The sequence below is a fragment of the Pseudomonas sp. BW7P1 genome (assembly GCF_024981055.1).
In the GTDB taxonomy this organism is placed as follows: domain Bacteria; phylum Pseudomonadota; class Gammaproteobacteria; order Pseudomonadales; family Pseudomonadaceae; genus Aquipseudomonas; species Aquipseudomonas bananamidigenes.
In genome coordinates this window covers 1098636-1115297 of record NZ_CP103374.1, presented here as the reverse complement: position 1 = coordinate 1115297, position 16662 = coordinate 1098636, and the positions used below count along the sequence as shown (strand labels likewise).

Annotated in this window: 14 protein-coding genes and 3 tRNA genes; 1 reads left to right on the top strand and 16 read right to left on the bottom strand. The window is 58.9% G+C overall.

Annotated features, from left to right (window positions below):
- Positions 1–51: 51 nt before the first annotated feature.
- On the bottom strand, positions 52–2241 hold the full coding sequence (locus NWV16_RS04875; protein WP_260522175.1) for a DUF1631 domain-containing protein: 2190 nt from the start codon (positions 2239–2241) through the stop codon (positions 52–54).
- 253 nt (positions 2242–2494) lie between these two features.
- Between NWV16_RS04875 and nadC the strand changes: the two genes are divergently transcribed.
- Entirely contained in the window at positions 2495–3343 is an 849-nt protein-coding gene (gene nadC, locus NWV16_RS04870) for a carboxylating nicotinate-nucleotide diphosphorylase (protein ID WP_260522174.1), read from the top strand.
- A 51-nt stretch (positions 3344–3394) separates the two neighbouring features.
- Here the strand turns inward: nadC and NWV16_RS04865 are convergent, their stop codons facing one another.
- From NWV16_RS04865 to folP, 15 genes are all read right to left on the bottom strand, one after another.
- Entirely contained in the window at positions 3395–3694 is a 300-nt protein-coding gene (locus tag NWV16_RS04865; protein ID WP_260522173.1) for a DUF6388 family protein, read from the bottom strand.
- A 232-nt stretch (positions 3695–3926) separates the two neighbouring features.
- Positions 3927–4002: transfer RNA gene (locus NWV16_RS04860), tRNA-Thr, on the bottom strand.
- 129 nt (positions 4003–4131) lie between these two features.
- Positions 4132–6237 (bottom strand): polyribonucleotide nucleotidyltransferase, encoded by a 2106-nt coding sequence (pnp, locus tag NWV16_RS04855; RefSeq protein ID WP_065259985.1) that lies wholly within the window; start codon positions 6235–6237, stop codon positions 4132–4134.
- 193 nt (positions 6238–6430) lie between these two features.
- Positions 6431–6700 (bottom strand): 30S ribosomal protein S15, encoded by a 270-nt coding sequence (gene rpsO, locus NWV16_RS04850; protein ID WP_065259984.1) that lies wholly within the window; start codon positions 6698–6700, stop codon positions 6431–6433.
- A 116-nt stretch (positions 6701–6816) separates the two neighbouring features.
- Complete coding sequence (gene truB / locus NWV16_RS04845; protein ID WP_065259983.1) at positions 6817–7734, bottom strand: tRNA pseudouridine(55) synthase TruB; 918 nt, start codon at positions 7732–7734, stop codon at positions 6817–6819.
- Between the two features lie 4 nt (positions 7735–7738).
- Positions 7739–8137, bottom strand: coding sequence for a 30S ribosome-binding factor RbfA (gene rbfA, locus NWV16_RS04840; RefSeq protein WP_065259982.1), 399 nt, complete (start codon positions 8135–8137; stop codon positions 7739–7741).
- 160 nt (positions 8138–8297) lie between these two features.
- Positions 8298–10811: a translation initiation factor IF-2 gene (infB, locus tag NWV16_RS04835; protein WP_065259981.1), complete on the bottom strand. Its 2514-nt coding sequence runs from the start codon at positions 10809–10811 to the stop codon at positions 8298–8300.
- A 27-nt stretch (positions 10812–10838) separates the two neighbouring features.
- The gene (gene nusA, locus NWV16_RS04830) at positions 10839–12320 is read right to left on the bottom strand and encodes a transcription termination factor NusA (protein ID WP_260522172.1); all 1482 of its coding nucleotides are present in this window, start codon (positions 12318–12320) and stop codon (positions 10839–10841) included.
- 47 nt (positions 12321–12367) lie between these two features.
- Positions 12368–12826: a ribosome maturation factor RimP gene (rimP, locus tag NWV16_RS04825; RefSeq protein ID WP_260523480.1), complete on the bottom strand. Its 459-nt coding sequence runs from the start codon at positions 12824–12826 to the stop codon at positions 12368–12370.
- Between the two features lie 137 nt (positions 12827–12963).
- A tRNA-Met gene (locus NWV16_RS04820) sits at positions 12964–13040 on the bottom strand.
- A gap of 97 nt (positions 13041–13137) precedes the next feature.
- Positions 13138–13223, bottom strand: a tRNA-Leu gene (locus NWV16_RS04815).
- 22 nt (positions 13224–13245) lie between these two features.
- Positions 13246–13629 (bottom strand): preprotein translocase subunit SecG, encoded by a 384-nt coding sequence (gene secG / locus NWV16_RS04810; protein ID WP_260522171.1) that lies wholly within the window; start codon positions 13627–13629, stop codon positions 13246–13248.
- A 4-nt stretch (positions 13630–13633) separates the two neighbouring features.
- Positions 13634–14389 (bottom strand): triose-phosphate isomerase, encoded by a 756-nt coding sequence (gene tpiA / locus NWV16_RS04805; RefSeq protein ID WP_260522170.1) that lies wholly within the window; start codon positions 14387–14389, stop codon positions 13634–13636.
- 65 nt (positions 14390–14454) lie between these two features.
- Entirely contained in the window at positions 14455–15792 is a 1338-nt protein-coding gene (glmM, locus tag NWV16_RS04800; protein ID WP_260522169.1) for a phosphoglucosamine mutase, read from the bottom strand.
- A 16-nt stretch (positions 15793–15808) separates the two neighbouring features.
- Complete coding sequence (gene folP / locus NWV16_RS04795; protein ID WP_260522168.1) at positions 15809–16660, bottom strand: dihydropteroate synthase; 852 nt, start codon at positions 16658–16660, stop codon at positions 15809–15811.
- Positions 16661–16662: the final 2 nt, after the last annotated feature.

The window sequence follows — 16662 nt, the reverse complement described above, 5'->3', positions numbered from 1 at the left end:
ACGCCGACTGTGTTGGCGCCCAGTATGCCGCGATCGGCCCCTGACGCGCGATCACTTGCCGTTATTGAGCCGCCGCAGATTGCCGAGCACCGACTCCAGCGCTCGATCGAACAGCAAGGTGTCGTCCAGAGTCCGCACCGTGCCCCGGCGAAATTCCAGGGCCAGGGCGAGACGGTTGCGCTCCCGGACTTTCATCCCGGTGCGATCAACGAATACATACTTGCCAGTGGCCTGGATGATCGCCGCCAGCTTGCAGCGCAGGACGTCCTCGTCATCACCCTCCTCGAACGCCACCCAGCTGCCAAGGCGCAGCTGGTCGACCTGGCGCAGGCTCGCATCGTCGACGGGCAAACGCTCCGGAGTCAAAGTGAGTGCCGCCTCGTCAGCGGTCTGCAGAACGATGGCCCGGGAAACCTCGATCATCGGAGGCAACTCGCTCTGCGCGGGATCAGGCGTTTCGAGCAGGCGCACGTGCAGTCCTTCCAGCTCACTGAAAAACTCGCTGGTGGCAAAGGGGTCGAATGCCGAACTGTTCAACCCGTCACGCAACGACTTGAGCAACCCCGGTACCAGTTTCAACAGGCGCAAGCCTGCGTCGGCATCGGCGTGGCGCTGCACACTCCAGATCAACTGCTCCATGGTCTGCACATCGGCCTGCCATTCGGCGGACTGGTCGCCATGCTTGAGGCAGGTCAGCAGCAATACCTTGCTCCAGGCGGTCTGGACGAAAGACACCACCGATGGTGGCAGCACTTTGCCCAGCAGCGCCCGGGCCATCGCCTGTTCGACACACACACGCGCCAGTTCGGTTTTCGCCCGCCCCTCTTCGGCGTCGCGCAGGCGTTGTTCGAGCAATTCACTGCGGCGACGTTCATCGCTGGTGAAGGTCAGAAAGTCCGCCAGCAGTTCGGAAAAGATTGTCGTGTCGTCAACAAAATCCGTCAGCAGACGTTGCACCACTTGCTCGATGCGCAAGTACAGGCTGCCTCGTGCGTCACCGTCACAATTGCCCCAGCCCATGGCCGCTTCGGCGATTTCATTGAGCAGGCGTCGCGCAGGATGACTGCTGCGGCTGAAAAAACTCTTGTCGATCACCGCGACTTTCAACATCGGAATCTGCAGCCGGGCGATCAGCGCCTTGAGGGAGTCCGGCAGATTGCGGTCGTCGAGGATGCAGTCGAAAACCATGGCGACGAGATTGATCACATCCTCGTCAGCCCCATCGACGACCCGGGATCTACCGCTTTTCACGCTGACCCGGGTGAGCAACTGTTCGAGCTGGTTGCGCAGGTCGAAGTCTTCCTGTCCGGCCAGGGCCGGCGCGTACTGCTGCAAATGCGAAAGCAGGCGCAACAGATCACGGGTGGAAATCGGTTGTGTCGCCGCGCTGGGCTCCAGGGTCGGGGCCACACTGCCGCGCACGTGCAACAGCAACTCCTGGAGCGCGGCAAAGACTTCCTGTACACCGGCATCTGCCGGCGCCTGATCGAGATCTTCAAATTCGCGGTGCACGCCGGCCGTGGCATGATCCCTGGCGCGACGCATCGGTGCCGGTTTCAGTTCAGGCAACACACCGGTGGCGACCAGCAGTTCATTGGCTTCGGCGAACAATTGATCGGTGTCCGCCAGGACATAGCGCTCGAACAGTTTGAGCAGGATCAGCTTGACCTTGATCTCCACCCCCAGATTGCGCCCGGCCTGGAGAAAATACTCGCACAGCATCGCCGGCCCCAGCGGGTTGTGCTGATCATCGAGGGATTTGTCCAGCAGAGCGTTGAGCCGTGCGGTCAGTTGATCGAGCGCGAAACCGTCACGGTTGAGGACCCGGGTGACCATGGTCTCGATGGCAACGTTGCGCTCCATGTCGTCAGTACGCGGCGCAGCGTCTTCGTACTGCAAAACGTGCGAAACAATGTTCGGCGCAGGATCCGGTTGAGTGAGGCCGACAAAGGCCGCAAAGTACTGCTCGAGAAAGCCGCGCTCGATGTTCTTGCGCTTGAGGCGCAAGTCGCGCATGGCTTCGAAAAAAATGTTCTGTTCGACATCGTTGCGGGCCCGATCGGCCATTTCGAACAAGGTGTCGTCGGCGTTATCGAACAGGTCCTGCAAACCATTGCGCAAGCGCTGGGCAGCCTTGTCACGAACCTGAAGCAGAATCACAGGCAAGCGGGCGAGCGGCGAAGGATTCGCCTGACCGATAGTGGCCTTGTGCAAAGGCACTACGTTCCCGTCGTTGTGCATCCAAGCCTCCTCAAACGGTGATTTGCCGACGTCAAAGACATGGCGTCAAATGCAAGGCGGATTATCTTGCAAAAGTTGTCCAGTGCGCCATAGGCCTCAGGGTTTCCCCTACACGAGCGCGCCTGCAAGTGACCACAGCGCGACGTTTTTTGCTCCGAAGAATCGACCAGATGCAGACCGGTACGCGGTTCTTGCCTTGGGTTGGCCCGCGCCATGCCCCTATAATCGGGCCACTTAGTTTGTGGAGCCCGTTATGCCGAATCTACGTCTCGCCGATTTGACCGCCGAAATCGAAGCCAACGTGCGCCGTGCGTTGCTCGAAGACATCGGCAGCGGCGACATCACCGCGCAACTGATCCCGGCCGAACGCCTGGCCAAAGCCACCATCATCACCCGCGACGCCGCTGTCATCTGCGGTACAGCCTGGGTCGATACGGTGTTTCGTCAGCTCGATCCCCGGGTGGCGGTGCACTGGCAGGTGCGCGATGGCGAACGGGTATCACCGAACCAGCCGTTGTTTCACCTGGAAGGCCCGGCCCGTTCGCTGCTGACCGGCGAACGCAGTGCCCTGAACTTTCTGCAACTGCTGTCCGGCGTGGCCACCCGCGCGCAACACCTCGCAGACTTCGTCGCCGACACCGGGGTGAAGCTGCTGGATACTCGAAAGACCCTTCCAGGGCTGCGCCTGGCGCAGAAATACGCGGTGACTTGCGGCGGCTGCCATAACCATCGCATCGGCCTGTACGACGCTTTTCTGATCAAGGAAAACCACATTGCCGCCAGCGGCGGAATCCCGCAGGCCATTACCGCCGCGCACAAGATCGCGCCGGGCAAACCGGTGGAAATCGAAGTGGAAAGCCTGGATGAACTGAAGGAGGCGCTGGCGGCCGGCGCCGACATCATCATGCTCGACGAACTGAGCCTGGACGACATGCGCGAAGCCGTACGCCTGAACGGCGGCAAGGCGAAACTGGAGGCCAGCGGCGGCATCAACGAAAGCACGCTGTTGCCGATCGCACAGACCGGGGTGGACTACATCTCGATTGGCGCGATGACCAAGGATGTGAAAGCTGTGGACCTGTCGATGCGTCTGAGCCTCTGAATCGAGCGTGCAATAAAAAACGCTAGCCCTTTCGAGGCTGGCGTTTTTGTTTCAGACCACAAGATTGTTCATCTCGCAGTACTCCTCCCAATCGACACCCAACACCCCGGCAGCCTCCTTGTGCAGCTCGAGACGCTTGGCCTCGAACTCCTCCGGGGTGCTGGTGTACTTGAGCGTCAGTTCCCACGGTTGCAAACCCTGGGCTTCAGCTTCGTCTTCGAACGCCCACTGGATCTGATCCTTCTGCTCATCCGCAGGCAGATCCTTGATCTCGTCCATCAGCTCTGGCGCATCGAGTTTGTATTTCTCCAACGCTTGTTCGTGGCGTTGTTCCTGGGTCAATTCAGTCATGGCGTTCTCGCTGATCATGGGAATGGAGGATGGAGCTGGATCATCAAGGATCTCTCTGACGCGGATTGTCCGGCCTTCGGAACCATTCGGGATCATCTGAAAACTGCTGGGCGATGCTCATGCAGACAGCGAATATAGGACGTTTGGCAAGCGAATTACACGGGTCTTTACATCTCTCCCACAAAAAGTTGACCTGGGGATCATGGAACGGCAAGAGATGAAGCGAGAGGACTGGTGCCCGAGACAGGAATCGAACCTGCGACCTTCGCGTTACGAGTGCGCTGCTCTACCGGCTGAGCTACACGGGCGGTGGGCTAAACCTAGCACCGGACTTGAAGGTCGGCAACTTTGCAGGAAATCTCATGTTTCACAGACAAAAAAATGCCCCGCCGTTTTTCACGGCGGGGCATTTTCATGGCGCTGCGGCGGCGGGGTGATTAAACGCCCGAAGCCTTGGCCGCTGCCACGTCTTTGATGGACAGCTTGATACGGCCGCGGTTGTCCACGTCCAGTACCAGCACTTCCACTTCCTGGCCTTCTTTCAGGATGTCGGTCACTTTCTCTACGCGAGCGTCGCTCAGCATCGAGATGTGAACCAGACCGTCCTTGCCCGGCAGGATGTTGACGAAGGCACCGAAGTCCACGATGCGCTCAACCTTGCCCACGTAGATCTTGCCGATCTCGGCTTCTGCGGTGATGCTCAGAACACGCTGACGTGCAGCTTCAGCGGCGTCCTTGGTTTCGCCGAAGATCTTGATCGAGCCGTCGTCTTCGATGTCGATCGAAGCCTTGGTCTCTTCGCAGATCGCACGGATGGTCGCGCCGCCTTTACCGATCACGTCACGGATCTTGTCGGTGTCGATCTTCATCGCGATCATGGTCGGAGCGTTGGCCGACAGCTCGGTACGGGACTGACCGATGATCTGGTTCATCTGGCCGAGGATGTTCAGGCGCGCTTCCAGGGCCTGGCCCAGAGCGATCTCCATGATTTCTTCGGTGATGCCCTGGATCTTGATGTCCATCTGCAGTGCGGTAACACCTTTGGCAGTACCGGCCACTTTGAAGTCCATGTCGCCCAGGTGGTCTTCGTCACCGAGGATGTCGGTCAGAACGGCGAACTTCTCACCTTCTTTCACCAGACCCATGGCGATACCGGCAACCGGCGCCTTCATCGGCACACCGGCGTCCATCAGTGCCAGGGAAGCACCGCACACGGAAGCCATCGAGCTCGAACCGTTGGATTCGGTGATTTCCGATACGACACGGATGGTGTACGGGAACACGTCGGCGGCTGGCAGCATGGCCTGAACCGAACGACGGGCCAGACGGCCGTGACCGATTTCGCGACGACCGGCGCCACCCATGCGACCACACTCGCCCACCGAGAACGGAGGGAAGTTGTAGTGCAGCATGAACGGATCTTTTTTCTCGCCTTCCAGGGTATCCAGCAGTTGCGCGTCGCGGGCGGTGCCCAGTGTCGCAACGACCAGCGCCTGGGTTTCACCACGGGTGAACAGCGCAGAACCGTGAGTCTTCGGCAGCACGCCGACTTCGATGTTCAGCGGACGTACGGTGCGGGTGTCGCGACCGTCGATACGCGGCTTGCCGTTAACGATGTTTTCGCGAACGGTGCGGTATTCGATTTCGCCGAAAGCGGCTTTGACGTCGGCAGCCGAAGGCTGGCCTTCTTCGCCGGACAGCTTGGCAACCACCTGGTCACGCAGCTCGCCCAGACGCGCGTAGCGGTCGGCCTTGACGGTGATGGTGTAAGCCTTGGAGATTTCTTCGCCGAATTCGGCACGAATGGCGCCCAGCAGCTCGGTAGCCTCTGGAGCGGCAGACCATTCCCAGGTCGGCTTGGCAGCTTCGGCAGCCAGTTCCTTGACCGCCTTGATGACAGCCTGGAATTCGTCGTGGGCGAACAGTACAGCGCCCAGCATCTGGTCTTCGGTCAGCTCCTGAGCTTCCGATTCAACCATCAGAACGGCTTCTTCGGTACCGGCAACGACCATGTCCAGGCTCGAGGCAGCCAGTTGCTCGTAAGTCGGGTTCAGCAGGTAGCCGGTGCTTTCGTGGAAAGCAACGCGGGCGGCACCGATCGGGCCATTGAATGGAATGCCGGAGATCGCCAGGGCAGCCGAGGTACCGATCATCGCAGCGATGTCCGGATCGGTCTTCTTGCTGGTGGAAACGACGGTGCAGACGACCTGCACTTCGTTCATGAAACCTTCGGGGAACAGCGGACGGATCGGACGGTCGATCAGTCGGGAAGTCAGGGTTTCTTTCTCGGAAGGACGGCCTTCACGCTTGAAGAAACCGCCAGGGATCTTGCCGGCAGCGTAGGTCTTTTCCTGGTAGTGAACGGACAGAGGGAAGAAGCCCTTGCCCGGATCGGCTTGCTTGGCACCGACTACGGTCACCAATACGCTGACGTCATCGTCAACGGTGACCAATACTGCGCCGGACGCCTGACGGGCGATACGGCCAGTCTCGAGGGTAACGGTCGACTGACCGAACTGGAATTTCTTGATTACCGGGTTCACGGTGTCCTACCTTCTTTGTGGCTCTTGGGGGAACTGGTTTCTTGCGAAATTCTTGGGCAACGTCGGGAATCGGCCCGCTGATTGTCCGGGTAAAACGGTAGTTCAGATAAAACTTGAGGCTGGGAGCCTGCCATGCGCCAGCGGGAACCCCGTTGACGCACGACAGACAACCAACCTCTAGCGCAATCGCTGATTAGCGACGCAGACCCAGGCGAGCGATCAGAGCGCTGTAACGGCTCAGGTCCTTGCCTTTCAGGTAGTCCAGCAGCTTGCGACGCTGGTTAACCATGCGGATCAGACCACGACGGGAGTGGTGGTCTTTGCCGTTGGCCTTGAAGTGACCTTGCAGTTTGTTGATGTTGGCGGTCAGCAGTGCAACTTGCACTTCTGGCGAACCAGTGTCACCAACAGCTTGCTGGAAGTCAGCTACGATTTGGGCTTTTTCTTGAACGTCGAGAGCCATGAGGCAATCCTTTTTATCAGGAAACCGTTACAAAAACGGTTTCAACAGGCCAGGGACAAATCCCTGTATCTATAAATGAGTAGTGACCGTGCCTGTTAACAGCCACACTCGTCCGGTCATTCTGACCGAATCAGTCGACGCGGCGCGATGCGCCCGTCTTCGCTCACTTCACCGATGCCGATGAAGCGACCGGTATGATCCTGTACCCGCACCATGCCGAACTTCGGAGCATCCGGAGCGCGTACCGGCTGGCCATTGAGCCAGTAGAACGCACTGTGTTCCGAAAACTGCAGCAGTGGCCAATCCTGCAGGCCGCTGTCCGACGGCATCAGGAAACGGTCGACCGCTTCGTTGCCGCCTTCGGCATGTACCGCTTCGAGCTCTTCGAGGGTCACGGTCTGCGCCAGGGTGAAAGGCCCGGCCTGTGTACGGCGCAGTTCAGCGACGTACGCACCACAACCGAGCTGCTCACCGATATCCTCCACCAGGGTACGAATATAGGTGCCCTTGCTGCAATCCACCGCAAGACGCGCAGTATCGCCTTCGAAGGCCAGCAATTCCAAGCGCGCAATAGTAACAGAACGCGGTTCACGCTCCACTACTTCACCTGCACGGGCCAGCTTGTACAGCGGCTGCCCATCACGCTTGAGAGCCGAGTACATCGGCGGTATCTGATTGATTTGCCCGCGAAATTTCGGCAAGACCGCTTCAATGTCGGCCTGACCAACGGTCACCGGACGCTCCCGCAGAACTTCGCCTTCGGCATCTGCCGTGGTGGTGGTCTTGCCCAACTGCGCCAGGGTTTCGTAACCCTTGTCGGAATCGAGCAGGTATTGCGAGAACTTGGTCGCCTCGCCAAAGCACAGCGGCAGCACGCCGGTGGCCAGCGGGTCGAGACTGCCCGTGTGACCGGCCTTCTCGGCGTTGAGCAACCAGCGAACCTTCTGCAGCGCTGCGTTGGAGGTAAACCCCAGCGGCTTGTCGAGCAGGATGATGCCGCTGACGTTACGACGGATACGTTTGACCTGAGCCACCGAATTACTCCTTGGTGTCTTCAGGTGCAGCCACTTCGTGCTGACTGTCTTCGGCCACCGCGCGCTCGATCAGAGCGGACAGGTGTGCACCACGGGCGACGCTTTCGTCGTAGTGGAAATGCAATTGCGGCACGCTGCGCAACTTCATTTCGCGTCCCAGCTGCATGCGCAGGAAACCGGCGGCAGCATTGAGCACCTTGATGGTCTGTGCGATATCGGCAGCGCCTTCCTGCCCCATCACGGTGATGAAGATCTTCGCGTGACCGACATCACGACTGACATCGACAGCGGTAATGGTGACCAGACCGACACGCGGATCCTTGACTTCGCGACGGATCAGTTGAGCCAGCTCGCGCTGCATCTGATCGCCGATACGTTGGGTACGGCTGTATTCTTTTGCCATGATTTGTTACCTGTTACTGCCCTGCGGTGAAACCCGCGAGGTCTGAAAGCGGCAAACGCCCGGCCTGACAAAAAGCCAGACCGGGCGTTGCGTTTAGAGTCCTGACGCCGTGCCGCGCATGTTCATGCGACGGCCCGACGCGGCCCTTGAAGTGCGCGAGTCAGAGGCTGCGAGCAACCTGAACCTTCTCGAAGACTTCGATCTTGTCACCGACCTTGACGTCGTTGTAGCTCTTCACGCCGATACCGCACTCCATGCCGGCACGCACTTCGGAAGCGTCATCCTTGAAGCGACGCAGGGATTCCAGCTCGCCTTCGAAGATCACGATGTCTTCACGCAGTACGCGGATCGGACGGTTACGGTGAACGGTACCCTCGATCACCATGCAGCCGGCGATGGCGCCGAACTTAGGCGAGCGGAACACGTCACGGACTTCGGCCACACCGAGGATGTTCTCGCGAACATCGCTGCCAAGCATACCGGTCAGGGCTTTCTTGACGTCTTCGATGATGTCGTAGATCACGTTGTAGTAACGCATATCCAGACCTTCCTGCTCGACAATCTTCCGTGCGCCGGCATCGGCACGCACGTTGAAGCCGAACAGTACAGCGTTGGAAGCCAGTGCCAGGTTGGCATCGGACTCGGTGATACCACCGACACCGCCGCCGACCACACGCACTTGCACTTCGTCGTTGCCCAGGCCGTTCAGAGCGCCCTGCAGTGCTTCCAGAGAACCACGGACGTCGGATTTGAGGACGATGTTGAGCGTCTTCTTCTCTTCCTGACCCATGCTTTCGAAGATGTTTTCCAGCTTGCCGGCGTGAGCACGAGCCAGTTTGACTTCGCGGAACTTGCCTTGACGGAACAGAGCCACTTCACGGGCTTTCTTCTCGTCGGCAACCACGCTCATCTCGTCACCAGCGTCAGGCGTACCGTCCAGGCCGAGGATCTCGACCGGAATGGCCGGGCCTGCTTCCTTGATCGGCTTGCCGTTCTCGTCGAGCATGGCTCGCACGCGACCGTAATTCGAGCCGACCAGCACCATGTCACCTTGACGCAGCGTACCGTCCTGAACCAGAACGGTGGCCACCGGGCCACGGCCCTTGTCCAGACGCGACTCAACCACGACACCACGGCCAGGAGCCGATGGAGTGGCCTTCAGTTCAAGTATTTCAGCCTGCAGCAGTACAGCCTCGAGCAGTTCGTCGACACCAGTACCCATCTTCGCCGAAACCGGCACGAAAGGTGTATCGCCACCCCAGTCTTCAGAGGTCACGCCATGAGTCGACAGCTCGCTGCGGATGCGATCGAGATCAGCGCCCGGCTTGTCGATCTTGTTCACCGCGACCACCAGAGGAACACCAGCCGCCTGAGCGTGCTGAACGGCTTCGATGGTTTGCGGCATCACGCCGTCGTCCGCCGCAACCACAAGGATCACGATGTCGGTCGCCTTGGCACCACGGGCACGCATGGCGGTAAACGCGGCGTGACCCGGGGTGTCGAGGAAGGTGACCATGCCGCGCTCGGTTTCAACGTGGTACGCACCGATGTGCTGGGTGATACCGCCGGCTTCGCCAGCAGCGACCTTGGCACGACGGATGTAGTCGAGCAGGGAAGTCTTACCGTGGTCAACGTGACCCATTACGGTCACGACCGGCGCACGTGGAACCTCTTCACCTTCGAACTTCAGGGACTCGGCCAGGGAGTCTTCCAGAGCCGTGTCGCTGATCAGAGTCACTTTATGGCCCAGTTCTTCAGCAACCAGCTGGGCAGTTTCCTGATCCAGTACCTGGTTGATGGTCGCCGGCGTACCCAGCTTGAACATGAACTTGATGATTTCAGCAGCTTTTACCGACATCTGCTGGGCGAGATCGCCCACAGTGATGGTTTCGCCGATTCGCACATCACGCACCACAGGCCCGGTCGGGCTCTGGAAACCGTGAGCATTGCGTTTCTTCAGCTTGGCCTTGCCACGGCCGCCGCGACGGAAGCCATCGCTTTCTTCGTCGGTAGTGCGCGGCGCCACACGTGGAGCCGGAGCCTTTTCCTTGACCGAAGCGCGGTGCGGAGCGTTCTTGCGCTCGCCATCACCACCGCCACGACGGTTGTTGTCGTCGGCACGAGACTTGTCCGGACGGCGCTGTTCGTCACGCTTGCGAGTGTCGGCAACCGGCGCAGCAGGCGCTACCGGAGCGGCTTCACGCACTGGCTCGACCACAGGGGCAGGCTCTGCAACAGGTTCAGGAGCAACGACCGGAGCAGGCTGGCGACGCGCTTCTTCTTCGGCGCGAGCACGGGCTTCTTCTTCAGCCTTTTGACGAGCAGCATTTTCTACTGCACGACGCTCATCCAGTTCACGCTTGCGCTCGGCTTCGATTTCTTCCGGGCTACGCTGTACGAAAACTTTCTTCTTGCGAACTTCAACGCTGATGCTTTTGCTGCCAGCCACACGCAGGGTGCTGGTGGTTTTACGCTGCAGCGTGATCTTGCGTGGTTCTTCCACTTTCGCCTTGTGGCTGCTCTTCAAATGAGTCAGCAGGGACTGCTTCTCACTGTCAGTCACATGTTCTTCGGCGGCGGTGTGCGGCAGACCTGCCTCACGCATCTGCTGCAACAGGCGCTCTACCGGTGTTTTGACCTCATCGGCCAGTTGTTTCACCGTGACTTGCGTCATGCACTTCTCTCCTCAGGCCGCGCCTAATTACTCGAACCAGTGGGCTCGGGCGGCCATGATCAACTTGCCGGCACGCTCTTCGTCGATACCGTCGATGTCGAGCAGGTCGTCAATCGACTGCTCGGCCAGGTCTTCGCGGTTAACTACGCCGCGCACCGCCAGTTCCGCCGCCAGATCCTTGTCCATACCCTCAAGCGAGAGCAGGTCTTCGGCCGGATGGGCGTCTGCCAGTTTTTCCTCAGTAGCGATGGCTTTGGTCAACAGGCGATCCTTGGCACGAGCGCGAAGCTCGTTGACGATGTCTTCGTCAAAGCCGTCGATGTTGAGCATTTCTTCCAACGGTACGTAGGCAATCTCTTCCAGGCTGGTAAAGCCTTCGTCGACCAGCACCTGAGCCAGCTCCTCGTCGACTTCCAGCTCGTCGATGAAGTTGCGCAGGATGTCGCCGGTTTCCGCTTGCTGCTTGGCCTGGATGTCCGACTCGGTCATCACGTTCAGGGTCCAGCCAGTCAGCTGGCTGGCCAGACGCACGTTCTGACCACCACGACCGATGGCCTGAGCCAGGTTGTCTGCGGCGACGGCGATATCCATCGCGTGGGCATCTTCGTCAACGATGATGGCCGCCACTTCCGCCGGCGACATGGCATTGATCACGAACTGCGCCGGGTTGTCGTCCCAAAGGACGATGTCGACACGCTCGCCACCCAACTCGCCCGACACGGCCTGCACACGCGAACCGCGCATACCGATGCAGGCACCCTGCGGGTCGATGCGCTTGTCCTTGGAGCGGACGGCAATCTTGGCGCGCGATCCCGGATCACGGGAAGCGGCCATTACTTCGATGAGACCTTCAGCAATTTCCGGCACTTCGATACGGAACAGCTCGATCAGCATTTCCGGCGCGGTGCGCGACAGGATCAGCTGCGGACCACGGTTCTCGGTGCGGATTTCCTTGAGCAGCGCACGCAGACGCACGCCGACACGGAAAGTTTCGCGGGGAATGATGTCTTCGCGGGCGAGCAACGCTTCAGCGTTATTGCCCAGATCAACGATCACGTTATCGCGGGTCACTTTTTTCACGGTGCCGGAGATGATTTCACCCAGGCGCTCGCGATAGGCGTCTACCACTTGAGCGCGCTCGGCTTCGCGCACTTTCTGCACGATGACCTGCTTGGCGGTCTGCGCAGCGATGCGGCCGAACTCGATGGATTCGATCTTTTCTTCGACGACGTCACCGACCTTGGCGCCAGGGTGCGTTTCGGCAACCTTGCTTGGCCAGGTTTCGATAGCCGGATCATCGAGATCATTCTCTTCGACGACCGTCCAGCGACGGAAAGTTTCGTAAGAACCGGTGTGGCGATTGATTTCCACACGCAGATCAACTTCGTCTTCAAAACGCTTTTTGGTAGCGGTGGCCAGAGCCAGCTCCAGCGCTTCAAAAATTACGCTTGCCGGTACGCCCTTTTCATTGGATACCGACTCAACAACCAGCAGTACTTCTTTGCTCATCGTACGCCTCGCCTTTCGCAAGCCATTGGATCCGCGGGATCCGCGTCTCAGTCAAAACTGGGAATAATGTTGGCCTTGTCGATCATATCGATCGGCAACAGGAACTCATGGTCATCTACCTGCACCACGACATCCTGATCTTCTACACCGCGCAGAAGGCCCTGAAAGTTGCGTCGTCCTTCAAAAGGCGAGCGCAGCCTGATCTTTACTTGTTCACCGGCAAATTTGGCAAACTGCTCAAGAGTGAACAGTGGGCGTTCCATGCCAGGCGAGGAAACTTCAAGGGTGTATTCAACGGAGATCGGATCTTCAACATCCAGCACACCGCTGATCTGACGGCTGACAATGGCACAATCGTCCACCAGCACGCCGCCCTCCTTATCGATATAAACGCGCAACATTGAGTGACGACCTTGAGCCGAGAACTCAATACCCCAGCATTCATAGCCCAGGGCCACGACCACCGGGGCCAACAAGGCCTGCAACTCTTCTAGCTTGCTCGACACCTGAACCCCCTCGTGCATGTATGTGCATGCTTTGCAAAATAAAAAATGGGCGAAACGCCCATCCTTGAAACGCCGTCGAACAGCGGCGTTGAAAGTGTCCAGCTAACAAAAAGCCCCTTAAAAGGGGCTCCTTAAACTGGTTGCGGGGGCCGGATTTGAACCGACGACCTTCGGGTTATGAGCCCGACGAGCTACCAGACTGCTCCACCCCGCGACAAAGCTGGGGCGGAAGTATACGACCGATCCCCTGGAGGGTCAATGTAACCTTCCACCTGCAAGAAAGCCCGCAACAGCGGGCTCTCCTGACTAATTGGTACCGAGAAGGGGACTCGAACCCCTACACCCTATGGGCACAACCACCTCAAGGTTGCGTGTCTACCAATTCCACCACCTCGGCAAAACTACGTTTGAAACTCTTCTTACTTCTGCTCTTGAGCTTGAGGTACGTCAGTCGCTGGACTAGCCGACTTTTGCTCTTGAAGCACCGGGACATCATCAGAAGCCGGTTGTTGCTTTGGAACCTCCAATACCGCTGGGTTTGGCAATCCTGCTTGAGTCAGCTGATGAGCCTTCTCTTTAGCAAAGTATCCTAACCCCAAGCTGGTTATGAAGAAACCGGCGGCAAGTATAGCAGTAAACTTACTAAGAAAGGTAGAGGAACCTTGGCTTCCGAACACAGTATTTGAAGCACCTGCTCCGAAAGACGCACCAGCGTCCGCACCCTTACCCTGCTGCAGCAAAACCAGAGCAACTACGCCCAATGCACCCAGCAGATGAAAAACGACTACGACTGTTTCCAGCATTTTTTCAGTTTCCCGCGGCGCGACAAATCGCACCGAACTCATCTGCATTCAGGGAGGCCCCACCAATGAGCCCCCCATCGATATCCGGCATGCCGAACAGCTCGACCGCATTGGCCGCCTTCACGCTGCCGCCGTATAGAAGCCGCACATTTCGAGCAACTTCAGAATTCTCCGCCGCCAACTGCTCACGAATGGCCTTATGCACATCCTGAGCCTGTTGTGGCGTTGCAGTCAGCCCGGTACCAATGGCCCAGACCGGCTCGTATGCGATCACCGCTTTTGCAAAGGCACCGACACCGAGCTCCTCGATGATGCTGCCCAGCTGACGCCCGACAACTTCAAGAGTCTTTCCGGCCTCACGCTGCTCCAGGGTCTCCCCCACACACAACACCGGAATCAAGCCACATGCCTGTGCCGCTGCGAACTTGCGATTCAGCATCCCGTCTCGCTCGCCCATGATCTGGCGGCGCTCGGAATGCCCGACAAGCACCAGGGAACATCCCGCATCCACCAACTGACTCGGCGCAACTTCACCAGTCAACGCACCCTGCATCGATTCCACCGCAGAGTTCTGCGCACCAACCGAAATCGATTTTCCTTTCAAACCATCAATCACTTGATTGATATGCAGGCAAGGCGGGAATACCGCGACATCAACACCGCTTGGCAAGGCCAGATGACGAAGGCCGTTGATCAGCTCAGCGACGCTGGCGCGGGTACCGTGCATCTTCCAGTTACCAGCTACCATAGGGCGACGCATGCTGTACCTCGTCGGTCAAAGTGGGCGCAGATGTTACCCAACACAATCAAGACTGGCAAGCTGTATCAGGCAGAAACTTCAGTTACCAGTTTTGCCAGCTCTTCGGCATAGCCACGAACCTGGTTTTCGTCCTCACCTTCGACCATGACGCGCACCAGAGGCTCTGTCCCGGACTTGCGCAGAAGCACACGTCCACGCCCAGCCATGGCTTCGGTCACACGCTTGCTGGCCTCCTTGACAGCCGGGTGTTCGAGAGGGCTGTCGCCACCGCCGAAACGCACATTGATCAGCACTTGTGGACATTTGCGCAGGGACTGGCGGGTTTGAGCCAGACTTTCACCGCGAGTCTTGAGCGACATCAGCACCTGCAGGGCCGCGATGATCGCATCACCCGTTGTGGTGTGATTGAAGCAGACGACGTGCCCCGAGTTCTCACCGCCGACCTGCCAGTTGCGCTCCAGCAACTCGGCAATGACATATCGGTCACCCACGTTGGCACGCACAAAAGGAATCCCCAGATCCGCCAGGGCCAGTTCCAGGCCGAGGTTACTCATCAGCGTGCCGACGACACCGCCCTGCAACTTGCCACGCTCATGCAGATCGCGAGCAATGATGAAGATCAGCTCATCACCATCGACTATCGCACCGGTATGATCGACCATCAGCACGCGGTCGCCGTCACCATCGAATGCGATCCCCAGATCAGCCCGCTCGGCAAGCACCGCCGCCTGCAATGGCCCCATGTGAGTCGAGCCACAGTTGTCGTTGATGTTCAACCCGTCGGGCTGGGCGGACAAGACGACGACATCGGCACCCAGCTCGCGAAACACACTCGGCGCGACCTTGTAGGTTGCACCGTGCGCGCAGTCGATAACAATCTTCAGACCGGCAAAGCTGGTGTTGGTTGGCACACTGCTCTTGCAGAATTCGATGTAGCGGCCAGAGGCGTCGTTGATTCGCGACACCTTGCCAATCTTGCTCGACTCGACGACGGTCATCGGTGTGTCGAGCAATTCCTCGATCATCAGTTCCAGCTCATCCGGCAATTTGGTGCCCCGGCCGGAAAAAAACTTGATGCCATTATCATCGTGGGGATTGTGCGAGGCACTGATCACGATACCGGCCTCAGCCTGAAAGGTACGCGCCAGATAAGCGATGGCAGGCGTCGGCATCGGACCAAGCAACATGACATCGGCACCCGCCGATGTCAGACCGGCCTCCAGGGCCGACTCGAACATATACCCGGAAATCCGCGTGTCCTTGCCAACGAGCACCTTGCAGGCGCCCATTTTCCGGAAAGCCATACCGGCAGCCCAGCCAAGCTTGAGCATGAAGTCAGGAGTGATCGGGTACTCGCCAACGCGGCCACGAATGCCGTCGGTACCAAAATATTTCTTGCTCATAAGTGCTCCATCATTCTTATTCGGCTGATTCCACGGCTGCGATCATGCGCACGACATCCACCGTTTCTGCCACATCATGGACGCGCAAAATACGCGCCCCCTTGACCGACGCCAGCGCAGCCAGAGCCAGACCACCAGAAAGGCGCTCCCCCACCGGGCGATCAAGGGTCTGTCCGATCATGCTTTTTCGCGAAACGCCCACCAGCAGAGGTCGACCCAATGCATGGAGAGCTTCCATGTGTTTGAACAAGCTTAGATTGTGCTGAAGGGTTTTGGCGAAGCCGAAGCCCGGATCAAGAATGATCCGTTCGGCGGGTATACCGACTGAGGCGCATCGCTCCATACGCTCGGCGAGAAACTCACCCACTTCCCGGGTGACATCCTGATAATGCGGGTTGTCCTGCATATTGCCGGGCTCACCCAGCATGTGCATCAGGCAGACCGGTAACCCGGTGGCCGCCGCCGCATCCAGAGCGCCGTCACGCTGCAACGATCGAACGTCATTGATCAGCCCGGCCCCCAGACGCGCGGTTTCCCGCATGACGGCTGGGGTCGAGGTATCAACGGATATGACCACATCCAACTCGCGATTGATCAGCTCGACAATCGGCGCCACACGCTCAAGCTCCTCCAGCGGTGACACTGCTCGCGCACCTGGCCGAGTGGACTCACCACCCACGTCGATCAAAGTTGCACCGGCAGAAACCATCGCCTCGGCGTGACGCAACGCTGCATCAAGCTGGCTGTATCGGCCACCATCGGAAAAGGAATCGGGAGTGACATTGAGAATGCCCATGACATGCGTCCGGGCCAAATCAAGAACCCGGCTGCCGCAAGGCAACCGGGTCAGGGACTGTACAGAAGTCATTT